Genomic DNA, 25,562 nt, shown 5'->3' with positions numbered 1-25,562 from the left:
ACCGACCGGCCGGTGAGGGCTACCCGCCCGGCAGCACGTAGCTGTCGAAGTTGTCGACGTGGATCTGCGGCTTCTCGACCGGCGGCCGGCCACGGCCGGGCGCCGGGGTCGGGTAGCTGGTGTACAGCCACTGACGGAAGAACTCCGTCCAGCGCGCCTTGCGCGCCGGGTCCGTCCTCTTGACCAGGGCGACGAACTGCTCGGTCGTGGCGTTGCCGTAGGCGTGGTCGGTCAGCCAGCGGCGCATCATCGCCTTGAACGTCGTGTCGTTGCCGAGGATCTCCCGGATCGCCTCGATCGTGGCCGGCGCACGGCGGTAGATGCCGTCCTGGTCGAAGAGGTCCTTCGGCCGCGCCGGGTTGGCGGGCGGCACGCGCCACGAGATCGCGTACTCGGGGTTGGCGTAGACGTCGAGGTACTGGTCGCGCGGAGCGACGGGGAAGAAGCTGCCGGTGGACGACCACACCCAGGTGGAGAAGACGGCCATGCCCTCGCTGAGCCAGAGGTCGCGCCACCGGGCGGGCGTCACCAGGTTGCCGAAGAACTGGTGCGCGAGCTCATGCGCGACGGTCTCGATCCACGGCCCGCTCTTGCGGTCGAGCTTGGTGATGGCGTAGGTCGGCTTGCCCTGGGTCTCGAGGTCGAGGCCGAACGACTGGAGGGTCACGATGCCGCCCAGCGACGTGAACGGGTAGCGCTTCCCGTAGAAGGAGGAGAGGAAGTCGATGATCTCGGACGAGCGGCCGAGGGTGGCAGCCGACGCGGTCCTTCCCCTGGCGGGCAGCGCCGAGGTGATCGCGGTGTAGAACGGCAGCGGCTTGTTCCTGCTCCCCGCGGCGGGCTTGGTCCTCTTCGGCTTGGCCGGGTTCAGCGAGTTGACGTCGAACTTGCCCACCGAGACCGACACGAGGTAGGTCGAGGTCGGGGCGGTCTCGGTCCAGACATACGTGCTCGTGGCGCTCTTGGCCCCGCCCGCGTGGCGTCGGGAGGTCAGGACGCCGGTGGCCAGCGCCTTCCAGCCGCGGGGCACGGTGATGCGGATGGCGTAGGTCGCCTTGTCGGCCGGGACGTTGTTGTTGGGGTACCAGCCCATCGCACCGATCGGCTGACCGACGACGACCGCGCCGGTCTTCGCGTTGGGGATCCATCCCTCGTCCCTCAGGCGGGTCGCCCCCGGGACCGGCCGCTGGATTCCTCCGTAGCGCACGATCGTCCGAAACCGGCGACCGTCGCGGATCCCGCGCGGCGGCGTGATCGTGAGCTTGGAGCGCTTGGCGTCGACGGCGAACCTCGCCGGCCGGCCGTCGACGGTCACCCGGCGGACGACGTTCCAGGCCGTCAGGTCGAAGCTGAAGCGGGAAAGGCCCTGGGTGGCGACGGCATCGATGGTCGCCGTCCCCTCGAGCCGCTTGCTGGCGACCGCGTAGTCGAGATCGAGGTCGTAGTGCCGGACGTCGTAGCCGCCGTTGCCGATCGTCGGGAACAGCGAGTCGCCGAGCGACCGGGCTCCGGGGGTAAACCCGGGCGAGGCGGACGCGAGGCTCCCGGCGGGAGCGCCGAGCACGACGCCCGCCGCCACGATGACCGGGACGATGCGGAGCTTCCGCAGCAGGACGGGTCTCGACGCGGATCTCACGCGCATCACTGAGTGGTGGAACATGGTGCCCTCCGAGGGGGGTTGAGGTAGGGACTACGGGGACGGGTCGTGGAGAGGACGCGAGCCGCGTGGTCGTCGTCGGGGCCGGGACGCCCGGGCTCGAGCCGTTCGACGACCACCCCGCCCGCGATCCCGCGGTCACCGAGGCCGTTCGCGAGGGAGGCCCGACACGCGGTCGGCAGGTCGTCGGTCCTCTACGGCCGAGCGCGCGTCGAGGCCACGTACGCCGACCTGAGCACCGTCTCGGTGTTCGCCGTGCTCGGCTGGTCGTCCGTGGGCGGGGGCGGGATCGCCGACCACTCGAGGATCTCGTCGCTCTGCGGATCGAAGATGACCCGCAGGCTCTTCACCCCCAGGAGCGCCTGCTTGCCCGTGAAGTCCAGGTCGATGACCTGGCCCGGCCGACCGTCGCTGTCGGTACCGACACCGCCCGAGCGGGCGTTGCGGTCGGTCCGCAGGACGTCGAGGAACGCGGCGCGCTGATCGGCGGTGAGCCGCGCGTCGACGAGCAGGTTGATGATCGAGTACGCCACGAACGAGTCCGTCGAGCCCTCGAAGTGGAACGGCACGCCCCGGCGGAGCCCTTCGGCCCAGCGGTTGCTGCGCACGCCGTCGCGGAGCGCCTGGCCGATCGCGTCGCGCCCGACCGGGAGGTCGGCAGGATCGAGCGTCTCCAGCGGCCCGTCGGGGGAGAGGTACGGACCGTCCGAACGGCTGCCCTCGCGCGGGGCCCGGGCGAACCCATGGACCCCCAGATCGGGGTCGCCGGACACGCTCGAGGCACCGTAGACCGTGCTCTGCCTTCCCTTCCAGCCCCCGCTCACCCACGATTCGGACGTCTCCTCCGACCGCAGCGTCGCGGTCCGATCGCCGCGCGTCGCGACGTGCGTGTAGCGCGTCCGGACCTTCGCGTAGCGATACGGCCCGTCCCGGACCGGCGGGACCTCGGACGCCAGCGCGCTGGGCGTTCGGAGCGCATCGAGCGCGGCCGACGAGCGCGGGTCCGGATCATCGGTGGCGGGCATCAGGGCGATGCCGACGGCGACCACGGCCGTAGCGGTGGCGATCACGCCGAGCGTCCGACGGCGAGCGCGACGCGGCGGCGGAGAGGTTGCGAGCCGGCGACGCAGGGCGGACAGGTCGCGCGCCTCGGGGGTGGCGCCGCGGATCGCGCTGAGGGCGTCGCGGACGTCCTGGTCATCGGGCGCGTTCTGCGTGGTGGTCATCGGTCGTCCTCGTTCAGTCGCGTGCGCACGGCGTCGCGGCCGCGCGAGAGCAGGGAACGGACCGTCGCCGGACGGCAGCGCAGGATGCGGCTGATCTCGTCGTCCGGGACGTCGTGCACGTAGCGGAGCGTCAGCGCCGCCTTCTGGCGCGGTGGCAGCCCGTCGAGCAGCGCGATCGCATGGCCAATGCCCTCCGGTGGCTCTGCGGGCCGGACCTCGCGGGCACCGTGCTCGCGTTCAGCGAACCGTCGCCGTCGACTCTTCTCGGCCTCGCGGATCGCGGCGCGGACCGCGATGGTCCGGACCCACGCCTCGAGGGCGTCGGGGTCCCGGAGGCTGCCGCGCCCGGTCACGACGCGGACGGTGACGTCCTGCGCGACGTCGGCCGCCGCTTCGCGGTCCCGCAGGACGCCCAGCGCGTACCGGTAGGCGATGCCCAGGACGCGCTCCACCTCGTCGTCGGGGCGGGCCCTCTCCACAGCGGAGGTCGCTGCACTCGCTGCGGTCACGGTCCGGAGCCCTGGTTGGTGGTCATACCCCCTTAGATACGTCGAGGGCCCGCTTTTGTGGCATCGCGCCGGAAGCACCCCCGGCCGGGCGTCGGAGGGCGGACCGCATCATGCCTCGGGAAGCGTGCCAGGGTCACACCCGCCGGGGCTCAGACGCTCAGGTCGTAGTGGACCCAGGTCGAGCGGTCGCCGCCGACCCGGTCGTAGACGGCCTGGGCGCGGGCGTTGCCCGGAGCCGTCGTCCAGCTGAGGGCGGCCGCGCCGTGCTCGCGGGCCGCGTCGCGGCAGGCGCCGATCAGGCCGTCGGCGAGCCCCAGGCCGCGTGCTTCGGGCGTGACGAAGAGGTCGTACATCACCGCGTTGCGGGCGGCGCCGAGCGTGTCCCAGGTCCAGTAGATCGTCGCGAAGCCGATCGGTCCGCCGTCGGCGTCGCGGGCGAGCAGCTGGATCCCCTCGCGCTGGGGGTCGGCGAGCAGCGCCAGGCTGAGCGCGCGGAGGGCGTCGGGCGCGGCCGGCGGGATCTGCTCGGTCTGCTCGTAGAAGGCGCAGTAGGCCTCGACGAGTAGGAGCAGCTCGTCGAGGTCGGACTCGGTGACAGGGGCGATCGAGAAGGACGACATGCCCGGGAGTCTGGCGGGTTCGGAGCCCGAATGGGGATTAAGTGATCAAGCCATCACTAGGACGGGATGCCGGCCCCACACGGGTCGAGCCCGGACGCGCCGCGCCCCTCCCCGACGATCAGCCGCGCGCCGCGACCCGGATCTCGCCCGTGCGGGCCAGTGCCGCCCGACGCGAGGCCGTGCCGCGTTCCGCGACCCCACCCGCGTCGACCTCGCGAGCCGTCGCCTGGCGCCGGTAGAAGTAGGCCGCTCCGGCCGCCGCGGTGAGCGCCGCGAGGCCCCCGATCGCCATCCCGACCCGCGGTCCGGCGACGCTCGCGATCCAGCCCACCAGCGGCGCGCCGATCGGGGTCGAACCGAGGAAGACCAGCGAGTAGAGCGCCATCACGCGCCCCCGCATCGCCGGGTCGACCTGCAGCTGGAGCGTCGAGTTGACGCCGGCCGAGAAGGTCACCGAGGCCATCCCCAGGAAGACCAGCGGCAGCAGCTGGAGCGGCAGGCTCGGGGCGACCGCCGCCAACGTCTGGAAGATCCCGAACAGCCCCGCCGCACCGACCAGCAGTCGCGGCGTGATCTCGGTCCGGTGGCTGGCCACCAGCGCCCCGATCACCGAGCCGACGGCCATCGTCATCGTCAACAGGGTGAAGGTCGTCGCGGTGCCCTGCCAGGTGTCGTGCGCCATCAGCGGCAGCACGATCTGGAAGTTGAACGACAGCAGCCCGATCACGGCCATCATCGCCAGCGGGATCAGCAGGACCGGAGCGTTCCGCACGTAGCGGACGCCCTCGCGCAGCGCCCCCTTCTGGCGGGCGGCGCGCGGTGCCTCACCCATCTGCTCGGGATCGAGCCGCCAGAGCGCGACGATCATCGCCAGGAACGAGAACGCGTCGACCACGAAGCACCAGGCGATCCCGACGACCGCGATCAGCAGCCCGGCGACCCCCGGGCCGATGATCCGCGACATCTGGATCACGACGCTGTTGAGCGCGACCGCGTTGACCACCCGCTCCGGCCCGACCAGCTCGATCGGAAGCGCCTGACGTGCGGGGTTGTCGATCGCCATCGCCGCCCCGCGCAGGAAGACCATCGCGTAGACGATCATCGGCGTGACGACGCCGGCGAACGTGGTCACGGCGAGCACCACGGCCGGCAGCATCAGCGCCATCTGGGTGCAGATCAGGAGCTTGCGCTTGTCGACGCGGTCGGCCAGCAGGCCACCCCACGCGCCGAACAGCATCAGCGGGAGGAACTGGAGCGCGGCGGTCAGGCCGACGGCGAGCCCGTCGCCGGTCAGCTTGACCATCAGCCACATCGAGGCGACGTTCTGGATCCAGTTCCCGCTGACGGACACCACCTGGCCGGCGAAGTAGCGCCGGTAGTTGGGGACGTGCAGCGAGTCGAAGGTGCGGCTCAGGGTACGGGTCAATCGCGGGGGCCCTCCGGCTCGACGAGGCGCTCGAGGATCAGCGAGGCGCGATCGAGCACCGCCCGCTCCTCGGCCGTCAGCTCGGCGAGCCGGCGGGCGAGGTAGGCGTCCTTGCGGGAGCGGACCTCGCGGAGGTGCGCGCTGCCGGCGGCGGTCGCATGGACCCGGAACGAGCGCCGGTCGTCCGGGTCGGCCTCTCGGGCCACCAGCCCCTGCTCCTCGAGCCGGGCGACCATCCGCGTGACGGACGGTCGCTGGATCCCCTCGCGGGTCGCGACCTCGCTCGGGGTCAGCGGCCCGAAGCGGTCGATCGTGGCCAGGGCGGCGCCGAGCGAGGGCCCGAGGCCACCGCTCGCCTCCTGCCGCAGCCGTCGTGCCGCACGGGTGATCGACAGCCGCAGGTGCGCGGCCACGTCCGTGATCGAGGCAGGCAAACTAGTTTCCACTAGTAATTACCTTAGCAAACCAGTTTCGGCGGTCCTGGGGCGTTCGTCACGCCGGCTCGTGCAGCGGGCAGCGGAGGACGGAGGAACGGAGGAACCGAGGGCGCGCCCGCACCGGAGTCATCTTGCGTCGCGCTCCCGGACCGGGGTCATCTTGCGTCGGATAGCGACGCATCGTGACCCCGCTCGGAGCGACCGACGCCAAATGACTCCACCTGCCCCGCGCCCACGCCCGGCCCTGCCCGCACACCCCGCCCGCCCCGCGCCCACGCCCGGCCCTGCCCGCACACCCCGCCCGCCCCGCGCCCACGCCCGGCCCTGCCCGCACACCCCGCCCGCCGCGCCGCCCAGGCCTTCCCCTTGCTCAGGCCCCGCGGGCCCCGCGGGCCCCGCCCGCCTCGCCCAGGCCGGGCCTCAGGCCGAGCGGCGGTCCCGCGCGCCGTTGGTCGAGCCGGGAAGTGAGGCGAGGTCGACCTCGAAGCGCGCGGCGTCGGCCGCCGCCCACCACTCCCGCCAGCGCTCCGGCGGGTCGCTCAGCAGCTGCCCGGGAGCGAGCCAGTCGTGGATCTCGCCGTAGTTCGCCGACCACGCCGAGCCGATCCTCCGCCGCAGCTGCGAGCGCCGCAGGTCGGCCGGGTCGTGCACGCCCATCGCCGCCATCAGTCGCTGGGCGCTGTGGACGGTGGCGTGCTGGAAGCGGGCGACCCGCGGGGCCTTGTCGTCGACGACCAGCGAGCGGTAGCGCTTCGGATCCTGCGTGGCCACCCCCGACGGGCAGGTGTTGGTGTGGCAGCGCTCGGCCTGGATGCAGCCGAGCGCGAACATCATCGGCCGCGCCGCGTTGGCGTAGTCGGCGCCCTGGATGATCCGCTTGACGATGTCGGCGCCGGTCCCGATCTTGCCGCTGGCCCCGATCTTGATCCGGTCGCGGAGCCCGCAGCCGACGAGCGCGTCGTGCACGAACAGCAGTCCCTCGGTGAGGGTCAGGCCAACGTGGTCCTCGAACTCCAGCGGGGCCGCCCCGGTCCCGCCCTCGCTGCCGTCGACGATGATGAAGTCGGGGCTGATCCCGGTCTCCAGCATCGCCTTGCAGACGGCGAGGAACTGGACCCGCGAGCCGACGCAGAACTTGAAGCCGGCGGGCTTGCCCCCGGACAGCTCGCGCATCCGCCCGAGGAACTCGACCAGCTCGGTCGGCGTCGAGTAGACCCGGTGGCCGGGCGGCGAGAGGCAGGTGACGCCCTCGGGGACCTCGCGTGCGGCGGCGATCTCCGCCGTCACCTTGCTGCCCGGCAGGACCCCGCCGATCCCCGGCTTGGCCCCCTGCGAGATCTTCAGCGAGGTCATCTTGACCTGGGGCCGCGCGGCCTGCTCGGCGAACCGGTCGGGATCGAAGTCGCCGTCGGGCGTCCGGCAGCCGAAGTAGCCGGTGCCGATCTCCCAGACGACGTCGCCCTCGTGCTCGAGGTGGTAGCGGCTGAGCCCACCCTCGCCGGTGTCGTGGGCGAAGCCGCCGATCCGGGCGCCGCGGTTGAGGGCCAGGATCGCGTTCCTCGAGAGCGCCCCGAAGCTCATCGCCGAGACGTTCAGGAGCGCCATCTCGTACGGCTGCGTGCAGTCGGGGCCACCGATCAGGACACGCGGCTGGGGACCGTCGGCCGACGGGGTCGGCAGCGGCGCCATCGAGTGGACCAGGTACTCGCGATCGACCACGTCGAGGTCGAACTCGGTCCCGAACGGCGACTCGGCCTCCAGCCCCTTCGCCCGCTCGTAGATGATCGAGCGGGTGTCGCGATCGAACGGGCGCCCGTCGGTGTCGCTCTCGACGAAGTACTGCTGGAGCTCCGGCCGCAGGCTCTCCGCGATCCAGCGCCCGTGGCCCGTCAGCGGATAGGTGCGGAGGACGACGTGGCGCGCCTGGAGCAGGTCGTAGGCGGAGACGCCCGTCAAGAGCAGCAGCGGCACCGCCGCCCACCACCAGCCGGCGCCGACGAGCAGGGCGAGCGCGGTGGTGACGACGGCGAGCACGGCGACCGCCGCGGCAGGAAGGAAGCGGAGCATCGACGGACACCTCGGTCGGAACGGCAGGACGAGCCCTACGCTACGGTCCGCTGCCGCCGGAACCGCCGCCGGCGCGGGCCACGGGCCCGTCCCACGGCTCGCGGATCTGCTCGTCCTGCCACGCGGGGTGCGCGGCCATCACGAACGACCGCTCGCGCGACATGCGGGCGAAGACCTCGGGATCGCCGTCCTTCGCCCCGCAGGCCACGCCCCACGAGTCGACGCCGACGACGACCTGCCCCCGCGACGTCTTCCGCAGCAGCGGCCCGCCGCTGTCCCCGTTGCAGCCCGACGCGTACGGCGCGCGACCGTCGGGGTCCTGGGTGCAGAGCATCTCCGCGGAGTGGAGCTGCGCTCCCTGGCCCTGGAGCGCCCGCTCGAGCGCCCGCCGGCAGACCTCCGGGGCGCGGACGACCAGCTCGGCCCGGCGCAGCACGCCGTAGCGATCGGGCCGTTCCGGGTCGCCGGTGCCGTAGCCGACGACCTCGACCCGCGTCCCCGACCGCACGACCTGACCGGAGACGATCATCGGCGTGACGCCGCGGACCGGGCGGTCGAGCTCGACGATCGCGACGTCGTGGAACGGCTCGGCCGGGTACTCCGGCAGCTGGTAGCGGAAGTGCGGGTGGCGGGCGACCCGGGTGGCGACGTAGTGGTCGTGCGGATCGCCGATCCGTACGACCGTCCGGCCGGGGACGACGTAGCCGATGCAGTGCCCGGCGGTCAGCAGCCGGTCGGGCTTGACCAGGGTCGCGGTGCACGCTCGGGCGAGCGCGACGACGGCCGGGTAGTCGGCCCGCTCGACGCGGTCGCCACCGACGACCGCACCGGCCGACGCGGTCGAGAGCAGCGACGCCAGGAGGGCCGCGACGACCAGTCGGGCCGACTGGTGGAGGACCACCCGCATGCCCCGAGCCTAGCCCGTCGCGCGGCGCCCGGAGCCGCACCTCCGGATGAGCGCCGTTGCGCCACGACCGACCCGCCGGGATTCGGTCGACGGGCCCCGCTCAGGCCCCTCCGGGACGGGCCGGCGCGACGCCCCAATGGCGCTATATCCCCATTGTCGCCGACTGTCAAGGGGGTGTACGGGCTTCGACCTCTATCCTTCCTCGTCGAATGCCCGCCGCGCGCCAAGACCTTCGTACCGTAGCCATCGTTGCTCACGTCGACCACGGGAAGACCACCCTGGTCGACGCAATGCTGCGTCAGTCCGGGGCCCTGCACCGTGGCGAGGACGCCGATCGGATCATGGACTCCAACGATCAGGAGCGCGAGCGCGGGATCACGATCCTCGCCAAGCACACCGTGATCCAGTACAAGGACACCACGGTCACGATCGTCGACACCCCCGGCCACGCCGACTTCGGCGGCGAGGTCGAGCGCGGTCTGGCCCTCGTCGACGGCGTCGTGCTGCTGGTCGACGCGGCCGAGGGCCCGCTGCCCCAGACGCGCTTCGTGCTCCGCAAGGCACTCGAGGCCGATCTGCCGGTGATCCTGGTCGTCAACAAGATCGACCGCCCGGACGCCCAGATCGAGGACGTCGTCAGCGCCGTCGAGGAGCTGTTCCTCGACCTCGACGCCCAGGACCACCAGCTCGAGTTCCCGGTCTACTACGCGATCGGCCGCGACGGCCGCGCGGGGATCAAGCCCGACGAGCTCGGCGACGACCTCAGCGAGCTGCTCGACGGCATCCTCGAGGGCGTCCCCGCCCCGGTCTACGACCCCGACCACCCGCTGCAGGCGCAGATCGGCAACCTCGACGCCTCGCCGTACCTCGGCCGGCTCGGGATCAGCAAGATCAAGCACGGCACCCTCCGCCGCGGCGACCAGGTCACCTGGATCAAGCGCGACGGCACCCAGGTCAAGGCCAAGGTCGGCGACCTGTTCAAGACCCAGGGCCTCGAGCGCGTCCCCGCCGACGAGATCGGCCCGGGCGAGATCGCCGCGATCGCCGGCTTCCCCGACATCGAGCTCGGCGACACGCTGACCGACGTCGACGACCCGCGCCCGCTGCCCCCGATCACGGTCGACGAGCCGTCGCTGGCGATGACGATCGGCGTCAACACGTCGCCGATGGCCGGTCGCGAGGGCGACAAGCTGACCGCCCGCATGATCGAGGCCCGCCTCCAGCAGGAGCTGATCGGCAACGTCTCGCTGAAGGTCGAGCCGACCGAGCGCCCCGACACGTGGGAGGTCCACGGTCGTGGTGAGCTGCAGCTGGCGGTGCTCGTGGAGAACATGCGCCGCGAGGGCTTCGAGATGACCGTCGGCAAGCCGCGCGTGCTGGTCCGCACGACCGAGGACGGCAAGCGCGAGGAGCCGCAGGAAGCGGTCACGATCGACACGCCCGAGGAGCACCTCGGCGCGATCACGCAGCTGATGGCCGAGCGCAAGGGCCAGCTGCTCGGGATGACCGGGCACGGCACCGGCTGGATCCGGATGGACTTCCGGATCCCCGCCCGTGGCCTGATCGGCGTCCGGACCGAGTTCCTGACGACGACCCGCGGCGCGGGCATGATGCACTCGATCTTCGACGGCTGGGCGGCGTGGGCCGGCGAGATCCGCTCCCGCCAGGCCGGCTCGATGGTCAACGACCGCACCGGCAAGATCACCGGCTACGCCGTGATCTCGATGCAGGACCGCGGCACGCTGTTCGTCTCGGTCGGCGACGAGGTCTACGAGGGCTCCGTGATCGGCGAGAACAAGCGCGCCGAGGACCTCGACGTCAACGCCGTGCGCGAGCGCAAGGTCACCAACATCCGCTCCGCCACGTCGGAGGAGCTCGTCAAGATCGTGCCGCCGCGCGAGATGACGCTCGACCAGGCGCTCGAGTTCATCGCCGACGACGAGTGCGTCGAGGTGACGCCGAAGAGCGTCCGCCTGCGCAAGAACATCCTCAACACCAGCGAGCGCCAGAAGGCCGCCAAGCAGAAGAAGCGCGGCGACGCCCCCAAGTAGGGGCCGCTGGCGACGCTTCCCGGCCGACGGCCCCTACTTGGGGGCGTCGGCGGGGGCGCCCGGCCGCGCAACTGGGCGACCAAGAATGTGCCGAGCGTGCCGAGACGCCGGAGCTACGTTCAGGTCGCTTCGTTCCAGTACGGCGGGGGCCGGAGACCGAAGTCAGCCCAGCGCGTCTGGTCGTCGAGTGGGCTTCGGCGGCGAGAAACCAGGTCGGCCAGTGAATCTCTCCAAACGTCCCGGACTTCCGGGTCGTTGGTCGCTTCCACCAAAACTTGGAGAATCCCTTCCTCCGCCCGAGGTGATCCAATCCGTGTTGTGTCCAAAGCAACCATCTGAGCAACTTCAGGCCGTCCCTCACAGGCCAACGCTAGGCGATTAATCGCAGCGGTGGCATCTCGATCCGCCCCGAACACAAGAGCGAATGCCAACACGAGCTCCGAGTCCTCACAATCGCCGCATCGCACGAGAGAATTCGGATCCACCTTCCATTCGGGGCTCTGCCCGACCGCCATGAGCAGTCGCAGCCAATGCGCGAAAGGCTCTCCAGCACGCTCACGCTGAGCCGTTGCGGCTTCCACGAGCCGCCCTAGCCGAGGACCGGCGCCCCATCCTGCTCGCGTGTCGATGTCATATGCCCCTCCCAGAGCAGCAATAGCAGCTGCATCTGTCTCTGAGAGGTCTTCGTCGGCCAGTATCAGTTCGAGGGCATGAAACCCACCGAGCCCCACGGCATCACTGCCCACGAGCCGACACATGTCCGCAATCGAGCAATCGCCGACCAACTCGATCGCCTCGATGCGATGAACGCGGTCTTGAAGGGTAAGCCAATAGAGGATCAGCGACGCTGCCTCTCGTGCGACGGGGTCACTACACGCAACAAGTTCGTTGGCGACGGCCACCACCGAAAGGTCGACTTCTTTACCAGCGCTTAGCGCCGCGAACTGTTCATACACCGCATGGATCGGCGGAAGCCGCCTTTCAGGGGCTGTTCGGAGCCACGGCACGGCTAGGAAGTCTCTGAAACTAGAGTGCTCCCGCGCCCATCGCTCTTCATTCGCGCGCCAGAGGGAGGCGTCGCCGTGAGCACCAGCCTCGACTTCGGCGGCCAGAATCTCGAGATGCTGAGCATCTACAGCTGCGACCAGGAGTGTCGTGATGGGCCAGGGCCAACGCAGAAAACCGGAATCACGGTCATCGTTGTGACGACCTCTAGGCCTTACCGGAACGGTCGCGGGCGAGGTTCGTGCGATGGATCGGAGCACTGCACCAACGGTTGCCGGTGACGGCTCCGCCGCGTACGCCGCGAGCCGTTGCAGCGGCTCCCACGACGGGTGGGGGGCATTGAGCACCTCAAGCGGCTCGAAGGCTCCAGCCGTAAGACTGTCCACGCCGCGGACGCCGACCATCACCATCCTCCGACCGCTGTGACCGATCTCGATTCGATGGTCGGCGTCAGCATTGCGTGCCTGAGCCTCTACGATCGCGTCAACCCATGGTTCGGCCAGCCCGTCGTCTGCGAGCGAACGCAGCTCGTTGTGCAACTCCATCGCGGTCTCAAGGTCGCAAGACTCGATCGCAGCGTGAAGCCGTGCGACCATCTCGGGGTCGACCGGCGCTTCGGGAAGTCGTTTAAACAGCGAAAGCAACACCTCGGACGAGGCCATTCTTGCGGCGTCAACCGCCCACGGCACGCCGAACCCAGCCAAGCAGCCCAACACTAGGCCTCGGTCGGATACACCGGCCGGGTCGAGTGTCGTCTCCCTCAACTCTTCCCGGTAGACGTCGTCGACGGCTTCGTCGTACAAAAGCGCCAGCCTTTGACCCGTCTCGGCAGCCTCACTCACACTTAGTCGTCCGTCCATCTGAACGAACGCTCTTCTAAGCAGGCTTCGCCTGTACCTCGGATGCCCGTTGACGGTCCCTTCCTCCAACAGGTCAAGTGCGAGTCGACTTCCCGCTGCTGTTAGACGGAGCGTCGAATCGTCACCATCGTCGAGCTCGCAGCAGATCGTATAGATCGTGTCTCTCAACTCCTGACGCTCGGTGAAGCACTTGCCCGCCGCGAACAGAAAGACGTTCCGCCAGCTCGGCAGCGGAGCGATAGCCCTAAGCCGCTCTTGAACAGCTAGCTCGGTCCCCGCCATAAGAGCTTCGCCGGCCATAAACTCTTGGAGCGAACGAATCTCGAATCCCACCAAGCCCTGCTCCACCCCGACCAAAAATACCAATCGGAGCGCTGCGGCCTCGACGATCTGCGCCGTGAGTAGCGTGAGCGCAGGACCGACGTAGCCTTCCATCTCGAGGCGATCGCTCACCACAGACGAGAACTGCTCAAGGCTCATCTTCGCCTGCGTCGATGTGACCGTGTCGCTATCAACGTGCAAGAGAAGACCGACGGTCCGGTGGATGACATGGACGTTGCTCGCCTGCTCTCGCACGACGGTACTGCTCGGCAAGTCCCTCTCTAGCTCACGATAGAAAATCACATTGTAATACTCGGAGAAGAGACTCCACCTCTCTCGCGGCGGCGTCCCTCGACGATCTACGAGAATCGCCATGATCGTCACCTGCAGCGGCGACGTCATCAGCTTTAGGGTCGCTTCCGCGGCAGCCGCCTCCGAGAGCTTCCGGAGCACGCGGTCCACTCGATCGGGCTCCTCACCGAACCGCACCCGCACCAGGCGTTCGGCGTATTCCAGGGCACCGGCACGAGACAGCTCGTCAAGACGGAGGTGCGTGTAGATGCTCGGATTAAACTCGTCATCGTAGCCTTGAGGTCTGGTCGTCGCGATGACAAACACATCAGCATCAGCCTCTGCCACCTCAATCATGAACTGCCTGATTGCGTCTACGACCTGACCACGATTGCTAGAGGTTGGGACTTCATCGAGCCCATCGAGCACGATGAGCCAGGGATAGTCCCGCAACCAACTACGCAGCATCTCGAGTTCGAGGTGCGTATCTGTCCGCAGCGCGATCCGCGCACGCAGAAAAGTGAGTACCGAGGTCACTTCGGCAGCTTCGGCGAGCGCCGAGGCGAACTCACTAAGGGGAACATGCACCGGGAACCGATGCACCGCGGGTAGACCGTACGAGTCAGCTTCGGCCGCCCGCTGCACGGCCTCTGCCAACGCGAGCGACTCGGGATCCACTGATTCTGGCGGCCGCGTCAACAGAATCGAAGCACGGAAAAGCTGACACGCGTACTGACCTAGCGTGGTCTTGCCTTGCCCCGGTCCGCCGATGAGCACGATGCGGCCAGGCGCGCGGTCCTTGTGGTCAACAGACTGCGCGGATGGTCGAAGGACACGCGACGCGACGCCATAGACCTTAGCGATGAATCGTTCGTCGTCCGAAGCCCCGCGCCGATCCGTCTTGAGCGGAAGATCGACGAAAACCGGCGCAATGGGGATGCGATCGTCCGGGCTGTGTCCACCCTGCTCGAGCTTCGCGTATTGGGCGGCGAGCAAGTCGAGCTGAAGAAATCGAGTCATTACGGCCGAAAAATCAGGCCGGTAACCGGCGACTCCTTCGAGCGCCGCATTCAAGACATCGCTGCTTGAGATGAACGCGGCGAAGTTTCGCCGAACGTCCTCGGACGCATCGAGCAGCGAGCGCAACTTGCTGTAGTCCCATATGTCGACGCCTTTACGGCCAACACCAGTCTGCCGTATGACTCTGAGCGCAGCGTCCTTCCCTCCGGTGCCCGCGTTACCGGAAAGAGCAACATTGGTCACGACGAGGTAGTACTCGGGCAAGCGCCGCTTGGCGCCTTGTTTCGTGAACTCTTCAAGCTCGGCTTTGAGCTGGTCCAAGAACCAGTCCTTATCGCTCCGCGCCCCCGATTCACGTTGACGGAATTTGGCCTGCGCCACTATGTAGCCGTTCCACACCCCCGACCCATCATCGTAGTTGCTACCACCTTCGAATGACGCCTCGCGCCCACCATCAGCACCGTCTCCAAAGACCAGAGCCCCTGTTCCGAATTCACGCAGAAACAATGCTTGCGCAAGATGCTCGAAGGTTCTCGTCCCGAGACCTGTCAGGTTGTAGTCCACCGACCAAGCATATGCGGACGAGGGCGAAACGGAAACTTGAGGCCCGTCTCCAGCAGGAGCTGATCGGCAACGTCTCGCTCAAGGTCGAGCCGACCGAGCGCCCCGACACCTGGGAGGTCCACGGCCGCGGCGAGCTGCAGCTGGCCGTGCTCGTGGAGAACATTCGCCGCGAGGGCTTCGAGATGACTGTCGGCAAGCCGCGCGTGCTCGTCCGCACAGCGACGGGATCTCAGCCGCGAACGACCGGAGCTCGCAGCTCGTGGAGCGCCTTGCGCAGCCGCTCCACATCTTCAGGCCGCGAGAGCCCGTAGTCGCGTCCTTGACCAGCGTCACGACGACGTCGCCTTCCTCCTGGGCATCCGCCCCACGCCACGTCCTCGTCGTCCTGCCCGGACCGCACTCGAGCCGCTCCCTCATGTCCGGATCTCCGCAGTCGTTCGTCGCCGGTCGGTAGTCGCTCGCGGCGCTCCCGCCGCGTTCGGCGTCGGCCGGCCGGCCGAGGCCATCCGCGTGACGCTGTCGGGCGGGACCTGCCTTTCAGTAGCCGGCGGGCGGCGGGGGCGGCGGCGGTCCGGCCGGGCGACCCCGCATCACGAGCAGGACGCCGAGGACCAGGCCGACGATCCCGATGATCATCAGGATCACCCCGACGACCTGCAGGTCGACGCCCGCCACGCTGGCGGTGACGGCGAACTTGAGGATCGCGCCGAGGGCGATCAGGAACAGGCTGCTTCCGATGGTCACGGTGCCCCTACCCTTGCACGTTCGCCCGACGCTGCCTAGATGCTGAGCGGGCGGCTCGGCGCCCGTGCGGTCGCCGCCGCCCCCGTCAGCGCTCGTCGGCCGCCCCCGGCTCGTCGAGCCGGAGGTAGGCCAGCTCGAAGTCGAGCGCCCAGGCGCGACCGTCCGGCGACGTCTCCCAACGACCCTCGATCACCCGTCCGTCCTCACTGAACCGCCCGGTCCAGCGCTGGTGGAAGGGCAGCGGCGAGAAGTCGGGCGCGTGACGCTCGAGGTTCCAGTCGCGGCCGTCGAAGCGCATCGCGTAGAGCCGGACGACCCCGCGCGAGTCGAAGTAGTGCTGGAGGTAGCCGTCGTCGGTCGGGGCGATCAGCGAGTGCCCGTCGGGCGCCTCGGGGACCGGGATCGACGAGCGCTGGAGCAGGAAGGCCCCGCCGAGCGCCCAGGTGAAGCTCGACCGCGCCTGCGCGGCCAGCTCCGCGGGGAGCGGGAAGGCCGGGGCGTCGATCCGCCACTCGCCCAGGAAGGGCTCGAGGCGCTCGAGCTGCGCGGTCCGTCGGTCGTCGTCCATCGTCATCGTCCCTCGTCGCGTTCGCCGGTGCTGCTCAGACGGTGCCCGCGACACGGACTCATCGCGGCGCCCCGCCAGACCGCCCGGCTCGTCCCCGCTCGGGCCCGGGCGGCCTCCGCCGCCGCGCCGATGACGACCGTCCGCGAACCGCGCCCGCGCCTCAGCCGCCGCGCCGCTCCTCGGCGGGCAGGTCGTCCGGCAGCGGCACCTCGCCGACCGGCTGCGGCTCGCCGTCCCAGCCGCTGAACGCCTCGGCGTCGCGGGGCTCGTGATCGCCGGAGCCGCCGAGCGCCAGCAGCGACAGCCGCTCCGGCCCGCGGTTGACCAGCTGCCGGCGGACCTGCGGGCCGACCCGGACCAGCTCGTCCGGCCCCAGCTCGTGCTCCTCGCCCTCCACGACCAGGGTCAGCCGCCCGCTCAGGACGAGATAGACCTCCTCCTGCTGCTCGTGGCGGTGGATCCGCATCCGCTGCCCCGGCTCGAGGACCATCTGGTTGATCCCGAAGCTGGTCACGCCCAGCGGCTTGCGCAGGCGCACGAACCGCTCCGGAGCGCTGGCCTCGAGCTTGGCGGTACCGATCTGGTCGCTCATGCTCCGACCCTAGCGTCCGGGTCGCGGCGCCCCGGACGGCCGCGCTCTCCGCCTCCTCGCCGGGGACCGCGCCCCGGTCTCGCCGGACGGACGCGGCCGCGAGCCACCCCCGGGCCGCCGCTACTCCTGCGGCTCGTCCTCGGTGACCTCGTTCTCGTACCGGGTCGTGACCGGCTGCTCGACCTTGCGGCCGTCCTTGTACGTGACCTTGCGGGTCACGGTGATCTGGAAGTTGCCGCCGTCGACCGACTCGCGGTCCCCGGCCTTCGACTGGACCTTGCGGCCGCCGTTGTCGCCGTAGAGCGTGACGGTGACCCCGGCGTCGTCGTAGCTGGCGCGGACCAGGACCGGCGCGCCGGTGTCGTTGGTCCAGGCCATGTCGATGTCGGGGAAGTTCAGGGTCGACTCGCGGCCCGGCGGGTAGCGATCGATGTAGAGGCTGTGCGGCCGGAACGCGTCGATCTGGAGCCCGGCGAAGTAGGCCGCGTTGTACATCGTGGTCGCGAACTGCGAGACGCCGCCACCGACCGAGGGCTCGATCTTGTTGCCGGCGATGAAGGGGGCCTCGACGTAGCCCTTGGCCTTCGTCCGCTCGCCGGTGATCCCGTTCAGCGAGAACCTGCCGCCGACCGGGACGACCGTCTCGTCGACCGTCCGCGCCATCCGCTGGATGTTGGTCACCCGCGGCTGCCCGGCGACGTACGGGGTCGTGAAGGTGCCGATCAGCTGGTCGATCTTGCGGGCCGTAGCCGAGCTGACCGACGGCTGGGTCTCGGTCGTCGGGACCCGCACGACGTGCTTGCCCTCCCGGACCGCCTTGCCGATCGCGGCCGCGAGCGCGTCCCGGCGCACGGCCCGGCCGACCGTGCCGCGGCGGACGCTGACGTCGGCCGCCTTCGGGGACCAGCTGATGTCGCCCTTGTCGGTCAGGCTCGCCCCCTGGGCGGGAGCGCTGATCCGGGCGTTGCGCGCGGGGCGCTCGCCCCGCGCCGCGACGCGATCGAGCACGCCCTTCAGGCGCTCGTCGTCGACCCCGAGCCGGGCCTGACGGCCGCCCTGACGGCCCTCGAGGGCAATCAGGCCGGCGACCTCCTTCGGGGACAGCTCGAGCGGCGCGCCGGCTCCGGTCAGGCGCAGCGGGGTCCGCAGGTACTCCTCGGTCTGGGCAACCAGCTCGTCGAGCCGCTCACGAGGGACCGCCGCGACCTTCCGCAGCGGGACCTCGATCGGCCCGCGGCGTCCGGCGAGCACCTCGCGCCGGATCCGCTTGGCCAGCTGCTCGCGATCGACGGCCCGACCGGGACGCGAGGTCGTGGCGGTGACCTCGCGGGTCGCGGGGTCGATCTTCAGGGCCCCGGGGTAGGGGTCGTCGTCGACCTTGGCGGCGACCCGGGCGAGGGCCGCGTTCAGCTTCTTGGTCTTGACGGTGGTCCGGATCGGCACGTCGCGCGCGGAGACGAGCCCGCCGAGGGTCGACGGAAGGCCCCAGAGGAAGCCGCCGCGCCCCGCCTCGACCGCGTCGGACGCGGTCCCGGCGAGGTCGACCGAGTAGCCGGCGTCGGCCAGCCGGACCCGCATCAGGCGGTCGTCGGAGCGCAGGAGCAGGGTGCGATCGGCGGTCAGGACCGGGCGCAGCCGGCCGGCGGCCTCGTCCTGGGTCGTGCCGCCGAGCTCGACGCCGGCGACGCGGGTGCCGGGCAGGGCCTTGCCGTCGTGGGTCGTGCGGACGACCAGCGCCACCGCCACCAGGACCACGAGCAACGCGGCGATCCCGAGGCCGACGAGCGTCCCGGGAGCGGCCGGCAGCCGTCGCGGGGCGGGACGCCGTCGCGGACCCGGCGGGGGCGGCGGGGGCCCAGCGCCCGTGCGACGGTCGCGAGCGGTCTCGGGACGTGAAGCGGAGGATCGGGACAGGGACGGGCGGGGCGGCCGCGGGGGACGGGGCTCTGACATCGGGTCCTATGGACGGTAGCCACGACGCGACGCTTCCCGCGCCACCCTCGTCACAGTTGCAGGCGAGATTGCGGCGACGGCCACGACGGCCACCGCGGCGGCGACGAGGTAGCGTGGCCCCGATGTGCCTCCTCTGCGGGTCGCGACCGTGTCGCTGGATCGGTCGTCTGATCCTCCTCGCGCTGCTCGTGGTGGCCGGTCTCAACGCCTACGTGCTCTGGCGCGGCAACGACGCGACCGGCAAGGTCCGCGAGATCGAGCCCGCGCCGGTTGCGATCGTGCTCGGCGCCTACGTCGAGGCGGACGGCACGATGAGCGCGATGCTCGCCGACCGGGTCCGGCGGGCGGTCCAGCTCTGGCAGGCCAAGAAGGTGATCCGCATCCTCGTCTCCGGCATCCGTGACGGCGACCAGGACCAGCCCGACACGATGCGGCGGGCGCTGCTGCGGGCGGGAGTCCCCGGGGAGGCGATCTTCACCGACTACGGCGGCACCAACACCCGCGCGACGATGGTCCGGGCCCGGAAGCAGTTCGGCGTCCGCCGCGCGATCGTCGTCACCCAGGGGTTCCACATGGCCCGGGCGCTCTACCTCGGGCGCGCCGCCGGCCTCGACGTCCAGGGAGTCACGAGCGACCTCCACGGGTACGGGACCCAGCGCAAGATCAGCCAGGTGCGCGAGGCGTTCGCCCGGGTCAAGGCCGTGGGCAGCGTCGTCAGCGACGAGCGGGTCCCGATCGGCCCCCGCCACCCGATCAGCGGCGACGGTCGCGACAGCTGGACGCCGTAGCCGCCCGCTGCGACCACGAGTCCGCCGTCACCAGACGGTCCGCGCCGGGTCGTAGTCGCCGATCCGCCGGTCGGCGGTGACCAACCGTGCCCCACGCTCGATCGCGGCGGCGTAGATCAGCCGGTCGAGCGGATCCCCCGGGAACCGCTCCAGCTCGAGCAGGCCGGCGCGCACCGCGACGTCCGTGCCGACGGGCACGCTCTCGATGCGCTCCAACCCCAGGCTGTCGGTCACCCAGCGGTCGACGCCGCGGTCGAGCGCGACCCGCCCCCGCTGCACGAGGTAGGCCAGCTCGAAGGCGCTCGCCGCGCAGACCCCGACGACGTCCGCACGCTCGATCGCGTTCCGGGCCCTGGCCGAGAGCCGCTCGGGAGCGCTGACCCACCACAGCCAGGCGTGGGTGTCGAGCAGGATCACGAGACCGACGGCCCGCTCTCGGGCAGCTCCGGATCCCAGCCCGGGAAGGCCGGCGCGAGAAGCTCGTCGTCGGGGACGAGGAAGCTGACGCTGCCCCGCAGCGGCGCCGCCTCCGCCGGGGCGACCAGCCGCGCGACCGGGCGCCCGTGCTTCGTGATCACCAGCGGGGCGCCGGTCGCGGCGACCTCGTCGAGCAGCGCCAGGCAGCGCGCCTTGAACTGGGTGGCGGTGATCGTCCGTTCGCTCATGACCATGGTCACCATACCATGGTCATATGCGGGAACCGGGCTGAGAAGCGGCATGCATCGAGCGTACGGCCGATCACGTGCCACGGGGCGTCCGAAACGTGCCAATTCCGCACCGATGCAGCACCGATCCTGCGCGCCGGCGACGCTCGTCCCGGATCCCGACGGTGCCGGGACCAGCGCCACCGGCGCCGCCAGCCCGCAACCTGGATGACGCCGGCGTCACGAACCCGCGAAGATGCCCGCATGGCCGAGTCACGGGTGACGATCGAGATCAACGACCACGTCGCGGACGTCCGGATGGTGCGGGGCGACAAGCACAACGGTCTCGACGGGGCGATGTTCCTGCAGCTGCGGGACGCGGCGCGCAGCCTCCGGACCACACCCGGGGTCCGCGCCGTCGTGCTCTCGGGCGAGGGTCCGAGCTTCAGCGCCGGCCTCGACATCCAGAGCTTCTTCTCGGAGGACAGCCCGATCGGGATGCAGGAGCTGATCGAGCGGCCCGAGGGCGAGCTGGGCAACCTCGCCCAGGCCGTCTCGGTCGACTGGCGGGGCCTCGCCGTGCCGGTGATCGCCGCGATCCACGGCAACTGCTTCGGCGGCGGGCTCCAGATCGCCCTCGGCGCCGACATCCGGATCACGACCGCCGACGCCAGGCTCTCGGTGATGGAGATCAAGTGGGGCCTCGTGCCCGACATGGGCCTGACCGTCAGCCTGCCCCAGCTCGTCCGCCAGGACGTGGCCAAGGAGCTCACCTACACCGGCCGGGTCGTCTCGGGCGAGGAGGCCGTCCGCCTCGGCCTCGCGACGCGCGTCGCCGAGGACCCCTACGCCGCCGCCCACGAGCTGGCGACCGCGATCGCCGGCCGTTCGCCCGACGCGATCCGGGCCGGCAAGCGCCTGCTCGACGAGGCCTGGCGGCTCGACGACGCCGCCAGCCTGGTGCTCGAGACCGAGCTCCAGGTCGCGCTGCTCGGCTCCCCGAACCAGATGGCCGCGGCGACCGCCGTGTTCACGAAGCAGCCGGGCGAGTTCGTCGACCCGGAGCCCGCGGCCTGAGCGATCGCGCCACCCTTGATGGACCACGCGCCGCAGACCGCGACGCGTCCGAGGAGCCCCACCGCATGAGCGACATCACCGTCTACGAGAAGCCGAGCTGCACGACCTGCCGCAAGCTGGTCAAGCTGCTGCAGGCGCGCGGCGTCGACTTCGACCGAATCGACTACCACGTGACCGGCCTGACCGAGCAGGAGCTGCGCGGACTGCTGGAGAAGACCGGGGCCGCCCCGCACGAGCTGCTGCGCCGCCGCGGGGTCCAGGTCGACGAGCTGGGCCTCGGGCCCGACACCGATCCGGACCGGCTGATCGCCCTGATGGTCGAGCACCCGCAGCTGCTGGAGCGGCCGATCGTCGTCCGCGGCGACCGCGCGGTGCTCGCCCGCCCGATCGATCGGGTCTTCGAGCTGCTCGACGACTGAGCCGCCCGAGGCGACGCGAGCGTCCGCCGCGGCGTCCGAGCCCGCACCGTCCCGCCCCCGAACGTGGGGGATCGAGGCAGGACGGTGCGGAATCCGACGTCGTGGGCACGCCGCTCGGCCCGGCCGACGGCGGGGCGTGCGGCCGGGCCGCACGCTCCGCTCACCCCCTCAGGCGCGGCCCTTCGGCCCCTTCGGGCCCTTCGCGTCCGGCTTGCCGTGCGACGGCTCGTGGCGCTCGCGCGCGGAGCCCCCGTCGTCCTGCTTCGCCCCCGGCGCCCGGCGCTCGACGCGCTCGCACGAGCCGTTGGGGTTCGCCGCCGTCGCGTCGACGATCACGTCGACGGGATCGAGGAACGCGCGATCGTCCCCGTCCCCGCAGGTGATCCGGTCGACCTCGCCGTCGCGGGTCCGGAAGCGGTCGTTGCCGCGACCGCCGTCGAGCGTGTCGCCGACCTCGTCGACCTCGCCGTTCGGCCCGGGCCGGACGTCGCTGCCGGCCAGCGCCCAGAGCGTGTCGTTGCCGTCGCCGCCGGTACTGACGTCGACGCCCGGGTTGGCGTAGATCGTGTCGTTGCCGGGGCCGCCGTCCTGGACGTCGTCGCCGTTGCCGCCCGACATCCGGTCGTCGCCGTTCTGCCCGGAGGAGTTGTCGTTGCCGCTGCCGCCGTCGATCCGGTCGCGGGAGTCGCCGCCCGCGAGCGTGTCGTTGCCGGCACCGCCCGAGATCCGGTCGAACGAGGTCCGGTCGCCGGTGCCGTTGGCGTCGCCGACGATCCAGTCGTCGCCGAGCCCGCCGTGGAGGCGGTCGTTGCCCTGGAGGCCCTGGATCCGGTCGTTGCCGGGCCCGCCGTCGATCCGGTCGTTGCCGAAGCCGCCGATCAGGACGTCGTCCCCCGCGCGGCCGAGGATCCGGTCGTTGCCGGCGTTGCCGTCGATCAGGTCGGCGCCGCTGGTCCCGACGAGGCGCTCGTTGCCGGGTCCTCCCTGGAGGTCGGCGGCGAGTGCCGTCGCTGGGACCGCTGCGATCGCGGTCACGGCGATGAGGGCGGTGACGCGTCGGCGTCGGGTGGCGAGCTTCATGCGGGAGTCCTCGGTCGAACGTCGGGTCTGGCCCGCCGCTCGGTCGAACGCGGGGCCGCCTCGGTTATCGCCGACCCGCGGCGTCCGGTGGGGTGACTCTCACGGTCTCCTCACGCTTCGTGAGGGCTACGTGAGACCACGGCCGACGGACCGGTCCGCGCGTGCGAGGATGGCACCGTGGCCGGTCTCCCCGCACGTCTCCGACCGCTGGCACTGCTCGCCGCCCTGCTGCTCCTGGTCGCGGCCGCCGCGCCGGTCGAGGCGTCCCGGGGGCGGGCGCCGAAGGGCAACCTCACGTTGACCGGAACCGCCGGCAACGACCGGCTCTCCGGCGGCCGCGGCAACGACGTGATCTACGGCCGCGGCGGCAACGACCGGCTCTCGGGTGGGGCGGGCGACGATGTCGTCGCCGGCGACAGCGGCAACGACCGCGTCGACGGCGGACCCGGCAACGACACCCTGCTCGGGGGCGCCGGCAACGACCGGATCAACGGCGGCCCGGGCAGCGACACGATCGCCGGCGGCGACGGCAACGACGTGATCCAGGCCGCCGACCGGACCCACGACAGCATCACCTGCGGGCGCGGACACGACCGCGTGACCGCCGACGCCGGCGACTCGATCGATCGGGACTGCGAGCGTGTCACGCGCCGGTAGCGGCGGTGGCCGCCCGGTCGTGCTGCTCGTCGACGACGACGCGACGATCCGACGGATCGTCACCGTCGGCCTCGAGCTCGAGGGCTTCTCGGTCGTCCCCGCCTCCGGGGGACGGGCCGCGCTCGAGGCGCTCGCCCGCCAGCGACCAGCGGCGGTCCTGCTCGACCTGACGATGCCCGACCTCGACGGCCTGGAGGTCCTCCGGCGCCTGCGCAAGGCCGGCGACGACGTTCCCGTCTGCGTGCTCTCGGCCCGCGACGAGGTCGACGACCGCGTCCGGGGCCTCGAGGCCGGCGCCGACGACTACGTGGTCAAGCCGTTCGCGCTCGAGGAGGTCGTCGCCCGGCTGAACGCGCTGCTGCGGCGGCGGGCACCGGTCGAGCGGCGACGGCTGGCCGTCAGCGACGTCGAGCTCGACCCCGTCGCCCACGTCGCGCGGCGGGCGGGCCGCGACCTCGGCCTGACTGGGCGCGAGTTCGAGCTCCTGCAACTGTTCCTCCGCCATCCCGACGAGGTCCTCGACCGAGCCACCCTCCACGAGCAGGTCTGGGGCTACAGCTTCGATCCCGGCACCAACATCGCCGACGTCTTCGTCGGCTACCTCCGGCGCAAGCTCGAGGCCGACGGCGAGCCGCGCGTCCTGCACACCGTCCGCGGCGTCGGCTTCGTCCTGCGGACCTGAGTCGACGCCGCCCGTGCTCCTCCGCAGCCTCCGCAGCCGGCTGACCGTCGGCGTGGTCACCGTCCTGGCCGTGGTCCTGACCGGGGCCGGCCTCTACGTCGCCGGCGACGCCGACCGCTCCGAGCGCCGTGCGGTCGACGACCGACTCCGGCGGACGGTGGAGCTGTCCGACACCACCGCGCTCGCGGCCGTCGAGCAGGAGCTGCCGCAGGCGGACGAGCGACTCGACCAGGTCCTGCGGGCGACCGGCAGCTCGCTACGGGTCTCGATCGGCCGGACGACGCTGCTCCGCGCCGGGGTCCCGATCTCCGCGGGGCGTGCCCCGCTGGGGTTCTCGACCCGCACCGTCGACGGCCGTGAGCTGCGCGTCTTCACCAAGACGCTCCGCGACGACAGCCTCGGCGGGCTCGCCCGGCTCGAGGCCTCGACCAGCCTGGCCCAGGTCGAGGCCCACCAGGCCCGGTTGCGGCGACGGCTGCTGCTGATCGGCCTCGCGATGCTGCTGCTGACGGCGATCGGGACCTCGCTCGCGGCCGAGCTGGTGCTCCGGCCGCTGCGGCGGCTGCGGGCGACGGCCGCCAGCATCGAGGGCGACGGCGACCTCCGCCGGCGGGTGCCGGTCGCCGGGCCGACCGAGATCCGCTCGCTCGCCGGCACCTTCAACGCGATGCTCGAGCGGCTCGGCCGGTCGGCCGACGAGCGTCGCCGGGCGCTGGAGGCGACGCGGCGGTTCGCCGCCGACGTCGGCCACGAGCTGCGGACCCCGCTCACCAGCGTGCAGGCCGCGCTCTCTACGATCGCCCGCCATCCGGACGTCGATCCGGAGACGCGGTCGCTGGTCGTCGACGACGCGCTCGCCGAGCAGCGGCGGCTGGTCGACCTGCTCGACGGGCTCCAGGCGCTGGCGCGTGGAGACGCGATCCCCGCCGAGCACGCGATCGTGGACCTCGCCGTGACGGTCGCCGACAGCGTCCAGGCCGCCGCCCTGCGGCATCCGGACGTCGAGCTGATCGCCCGGCTGCCGCGAGGTCCGGTCCCCGTGTCGGGCTGGGAGCCCGGGCTGCGGATGCTGGTCGACAACCTGGTCGAGAACGGTGCCCGCCACGGCCGCCCCCGCGGGACGGTGCGGGTCACGGTCATCGCGGTCCCGGACGGCGTCCGGCTGGAGGTCGACGACGACGGCCCGGGGATCGCCGAGCCCGACCGCGAACGGCTCTTCGAGCCCTTCGTCCGCGCCGCCGGAACCGACCGGCCCGGCTCGGGCCTGGGCCTCGCGCTGGTCGCCCAGCAGGCCCGCCACCACGGGGCCAGCGCGTCGATCGGCGACGCCGACCTCGGTGGCGCGCGGGTCACCGTCCGCTTCCCGCCGCCGGCTCCCGGCCCGCCGGCGTAGCCGC

At 71.3% G+C, this 25,562-nt stretch carries 23 protein-coding genes and 1 pseudogene; 8 read left to right on the top strand and 16 right to left on the bottom strand.

Translation table 11 applies throughout. From position 1 onward, the window contains the following. Window positions 1-19: 19 nt before the first annotated feature. The 8 genes from ACVUH9_RS20335 to ACVUH9_RS20300 all read right to left on the bottom strand — a co-directional run bounded on the left by ACVUH9_RS20335 (window position 20) and on the right by ACVUH9_RS20300 (window position 8,849). Complete coding sequence (locus ACVUH9_RS20335; RefSeq protein ID WP_475760304.1) at window positions 20-1,642, bottom strand: M1 family metallopeptidase; 1,623 nt, start codon at window positions 1,640-1,642, stop codon at window positions 20-22. 209 nt (window positions 1,643-1,851) lie between these two features. Further along, on the bottom strand, window positions 1,852-2,883 hold the full coding sequence (locus tag ACVUH9_RS20330) for a hypothetical protein (RefSeq protein ID WP_475760302.1): 1,032 nt from the start codon (window positions 2,881-2,883) through the stop codon (window positions 1,852-1,854). Beyond that, on the bottom strand, window positions 2,880-3,335 hold the full coding sequence (locus ACVUH9_RS20325; protein ID WP_475760299.1) for an RNA polymerase sigma factor: 456 nt from the start codon (window positions 3,333-3,335) through the stop codon (window positions 2,880-2,882). Before ACVUH9_RS20325 ends, ACVUH9_RS20330 begins: the two co-directional genes overlap by 4 nt. Window positions 3,336-3,541: 206 nt before the next feature. Beyond that, window positions 3,542-4,012 carry a GNAT family N-acetyltransferase gene (locus ACVUH9_RS20320; protein ID WP_475760297.1) on the bottom strand — a complete coding sequence of 157 codons (471 nt, stop codon included), beginning with the start codon at window positions 4,010-4,012 and terminating at the stop codon, window positions 3,542-3,544. A gap of 118 nt (window positions 4,013-4,130) precedes the next feature. Next, entirely contained in the window at window positions 4,131-5,438 is a 1,308-nt protein-coding gene (locus tag ACVUH9_RS20315) for an MFS transporter (protein WP_475760295.1), read from the bottom strand. Further along, window positions 5,435-5,851, bottom strand: coding sequence for a MarR family transcriptional regulator (locus ACVUH9_RS20310; RefSeq protein WP_475760293.1), 417 nt, complete (start codon window positions 5,849-5,851; stop codon window positions 5,435-5,437). The genes ACVUH9_RS20315 and ACVUH9_RS20310 overlap by 4 nt, the downstream gene beginning before the upstream one ends. A gap of 444 nt (window positions 5,852-6,295) precedes the next feature. Next, window positions 6,296-7,942, bottom strand: a complete 1,647-nt coding sequence (locus tag ACVUH9_RS20305; protein ID WP_475760291.1) for an FMN-binding glutamate synthase family protein — start codon at window positions 7,940-7,942, stop codon at window positions 6,296-6,298. A 40-nt stretch (window positions 7,943-7,982) separates the two neighbouring features. Further along, complete coding sequence (locus ACVUH9_RS20300; protein WP_475760289.1) at window positions 7,983-8,849, bottom strand: S1 family peptidase; 867 nt, start codon at window positions 8,847-8,849, stop codon at window positions 7,983-7,985. A 209-nt stretch (window positions 8,850-9,058) separates the two neighbouring features. Between ACVUH9_RS20300 and typA the strand changes: the two genes are divergently transcribed. After that, complete coding sequence (gene typA / locus ACVUH9_RS20295) at window positions 9,059-10,900, top strand: translational GTPase TypA (RefSeq protein ID WP_475760287.1); 1,842 nt, start codon at window positions 9,059-9,061, stop codon at window positions 10,898-10,900. A 119-nt stretch (window positions 10,901-11,019) separates the two neighbouring features. Here typA and ACVUH9_RS20290 read toward each other — a convergent pair whose 3' ends face one another. Further along, window positions 11,020-14,961: an NACHT domain-containing protein gene (locus ACVUH9_RS20290; protein WP_475760285.1), complete on the bottom strand. Its 3,942-nt coding sequence runs from the start codon at window positions 14,959-14,961 to the stop codon at window positions 11,020-11,022. Between the two features lie 29 nt (window positions 14,962-14,990). On the opposite strand from ACVUH9_RS20290, the pseudogene ACVUH9_RS20285 reads away from it, so the two are divergent. Continuing rightward, window positions 14,991-15,188 (top strand): annotated as a pseudogene (locus ACVUH9_RS20285) (translational GTPase TypA); the annotation flags it as partial. A gap of 310 nt (window positions 15,189-15,498) precedes the next feature. On the opposite strand, the gene ACVUH9_RS20280 reads toward ACVUH9_RS20285, so the two are convergent. The 4 genes from ACVUH9_RS20280 to ACVUH9_RS20265 all read right to left on the bottom strand — a co-directional run bounded on the left by ACVUH9_RS20280 (window position 15,499) and on the right by ACVUH9_RS20265 (window position 18,620). Continuing rightward, window positions 15,499-15,705, bottom strand: a complete 207-nt coding sequence (locus ACVUH9_RS20280; RefSeq protein WP_475760283.1) for a DUF6458 family protein — start codon at window positions 15,703-15,705, stop codon at window positions 15,499-15,501. An 85-nt stretch (window positions 15,706-15,790) separates the two neighbouring features. Continuing rightward, entirely contained in the window at window positions 15,791-16,273 is a 483-nt protein-coding gene (locus tag ACVUH9_RS20275; RefSeq protein WP_475760281.1) for a hypothetical protein, read from the bottom strand. Between the two features lie 160 nt (window positions 16,274-16,433). After that, window positions 16,434-16,865, bottom strand: a complete 432-nt coding sequence (locus tag ACVUH9_RS20270; RefSeq protein ID WP_475760280.1) for a cupin domain-containing protein — start codon at window positions 16,863-16,865, stop codon at window positions 16,434-16,436. A gap of 120 nt (window positions 16,866-16,985) precedes the next feature. Further along, window positions 16,986-18,620, bottom strand: a complete 1,635-nt coding sequence (locus tag ACVUH9_RS20265) for a VanW family protein (RefSeq protein ID WP_475760345.1) — start codon at window positions 18,618-18,620, stop codon at window positions 16,986-16,988. Between the two features lie 320 nt (window positions 18,621-18,940). Between ACVUH9_RS20265 and ACVUH9_RS20260 the strand changes: the two genes are divergently transcribed. Further along, window positions 18,941-19,606, top strand: a complete 666-nt coding sequence (locus tag ACVUH9_RS20260) for a SanA/YdcF family protein (protein WP_475760278.1) — start codon at window positions 18,941-18,943, stop codon at window positions 19,604-19,606. 27 nt (window positions 19,607-19,633) lie between these two features. Here ACVUH9_RS20260 and ACVUH9_RS20255 read toward each other — a convergent pair whose 3' ends face one another. Together ACVUH9_RS20255 and ACVUH9_RS20250 are read right to left on the bottom strand one after the other, a co-directional pair. After that, a complete protein-coding gene (locus tag ACVUH9_RS20255; protein ID WP_475760275.1) occupies window positions 19,634-20,023 on the bottom strand; it encodes a type II toxin-antitoxin system VapC family toxin in 390 nt (129 codons plus the stop codon). Further along, window positions 20,020-20,271: a type II toxin-antitoxin system Phd/YefM family antitoxin gene (locus tag ACVUH9_RS20250; protein ID WP_475760273.1), complete on the bottom strand. Its 252-nt coding sequence runs from the start codon at window positions 20,269-20,271 to the stop codon at window positions 20,020-20,022. Before ACVUH9_RS20250 ends, ACVUH9_RS20255 begins: the two co-directional genes overlap by 4 nt. A gap of 243 nt (window positions 20,272-20,514) precedes the next feature. Between ACVUH9_RS20250 and ACVUH9_RS20245 the strand changes: the two genes are divergently transcribed. Then, window positions 20,515-21,327 (top strand): crotonase/enoyl-CoA hydratase family protein, encoded by an 813-nt coding sequence (locus tag ACVUH9_RS20245; protein WP_475760271.1) that lies wholly within the window; start codon window positions 20,515-20,517, stop codon window positions 21,325-21,327. Between the two features lie 65 nt (window positions 21,328-21,392). Next, complete coding sequence (locus ACVUH9_RS20240) at window positions 21,393-21,746, top strand: arsenate reductase family protein (RefSeq protein ID WP_475760269.1); 354 nt, start codon at window positions 21,393-21,395, stop codon at window positions 21,744-21,746. Window positions 21,747-21,914: 168 nt separating this feature from the next. On the opposite strand, the gene ACVUH9_RS20235 is transcribed toward ACVUH9_RS20240, so the two are convergent. Then, on the bottom strand, window positions 21,915-22,826 hold the full coding sequence (locus ACVUH9_RS20235) for a calcium-binding protein (protein WP_475760267.1): 912 nt from the start codon (window positions 22,824-22,826) through the stop codon (window positions 21,915-21,917). 177 nt (window positions 22,827-23,003) lie between these two features. Between ACVUH9_RS20235 and ACVUH9_RS20230 the strand changes: the two genes are divergently transcribed. The 3 genes from ACVUH9_RS20230 to ACVUH9_RS20220 are packed head-to-tail and all read left to right on the top strand — an operon-like array spanning window position 23,004 to window position 25,558. Next, window positions 23,004-23,483 carry a calcium-binding protein gene (locus ACVUH9_RS20230; RefSeq protein WP_475760265.1) on the top strand — a complete coding sequence of 160 codons (480 nt, stop codon included), beginning with the start codon at window positions 23,004-23,006 and terminating at the stop codon, window positions 23,481-23,483. After that, window positions 23,467-24,165, top strand: a complete 699-nt coding sequence (locus ACVUH9_RS20225) for a response regulator transcription factor (protein WP_475760263.1) — start codon at window positions 23,467-23,469, stop codon at window positions 24,163-24,165. The genes ACVUH9_RS20230 and ACVUH9_RS20225 overlap by 17 nt, the downstream gene beginning before the upstream one ends. A gap of 13 nt (window positions 24,166-24,178) precedes the next feature. Beyond that, window positions 24,179-25,558, top strand: a complete 1,380-nt coding sequence (locus ACVUH9_RS20220; protein ID WP_475760261.1) for a HAMP domain-containing sensor histidine kinase — start codon at window positions 24,179-24,181, stop codon at window positions 25,556-25,558. Window positions 25,559-25,562: the final 4 nt, after the last annotated feature.

The sequence above is a fragment of the Patulibacter ginsengiterrae genome, from assembly GCF_056269115.1.
The sequence above is the reverse complement of the archived record's forward strand: the minus strand, read 5'-3'. Positions and strand labels throughout refer to the sequence as shown.

Coding starts and splice junctions, on each gene's coding strand:
- ACVUH9_RS20235 (WP_475760267.1), bottom strand. CDS start 22,826: ATGAAGCTCGCCACCCGACGCCGACGCGTCACCGCCCTCATCGCCGTG.
- ACVUH9_RS20240 (WP_475760269.1), top strand. CDS start 21,393: ATGAGCGACATCACCGTCTACGAGAAGCCGAGCTGCACGACCTGCCGC.
- ACVUH9_RS20320 (WP_475760297.1), bottom strand. CDS start 4,012: ATGTCGTCCTTCTCGATCGCCCCTGTCACCGAGTCCGACCTCGACGAG.
- ACVUH9_RS20300 (WP_475760289.1), bottom strand. CDS start 8,849: ATGCGGGTGGTCCTCCACCAGTCGGCCCGACTGGTCGTCGCGGCCCTC.
- ACVUH9_RS20305 (WP_475760291.1), bottom strand. CDS start 7,942: ATGCTCCGCTTCCTTCCTGCCGCGGCGGTCGCCGTGCTCGCCGTCGTC.
- typA (WP_475760287.1), top strand. CDS start 9,059: ATGCCCGCCGCGCGCCAAGACCTTCGTACCGTAGCCATCGTTGCTCAC.
- ACVUH9_RS20260 (WP_475760278.1), top strand. CDS start 18,941: ATGTGCCTCCTCTGCGGGTCGCGACCGTGTCGCTGGATCGGTCGTCTG.
- ACVUH9_RS20270 (WP_475760280.1), bottom strand. CDS start 16,865: ATGAGCGACCAGATCGGTACCGCCAAGCTCGAGGCCAGCGCTCCGGAG.
- ACVUH9_RS20330 (WP_475760302.1), bottom strand. CDS start 2,883: ATGACCACCACGCAGAACGCGCCCGATGACCAGGACGTCCGCGACGCC.
- ACVUH9_RS20250 (WP_475760273.1), bottom strand. CDS start 20,271: ATGAGCGAACGGACGATCACCGCCACCCAGTTCAAGGCGCGCTGCCTG.
- ACVUH9_RS20335 (WP_475760304.1), bottom strand. CDS start 1,642: ATGCGCGTGAGATCCGCGTCGAGACCCGTCCTGCTGCGGAAGCTCCGC.
- ACVUH9_RS20245 (WP_475760271.1), top strand. CDS start 20,515: ATGGCCGAGTCACGGGTGACGATCGAGATCAACGACCACGTCGCGGAC.
- ACVUH9_RS20275 (WP_475760281.1), bottom strand. CDS start 16,273: ATGGACGACGACCGACGGACCGCGCAGCTCGAGCGCCTCGAGCCCTTC.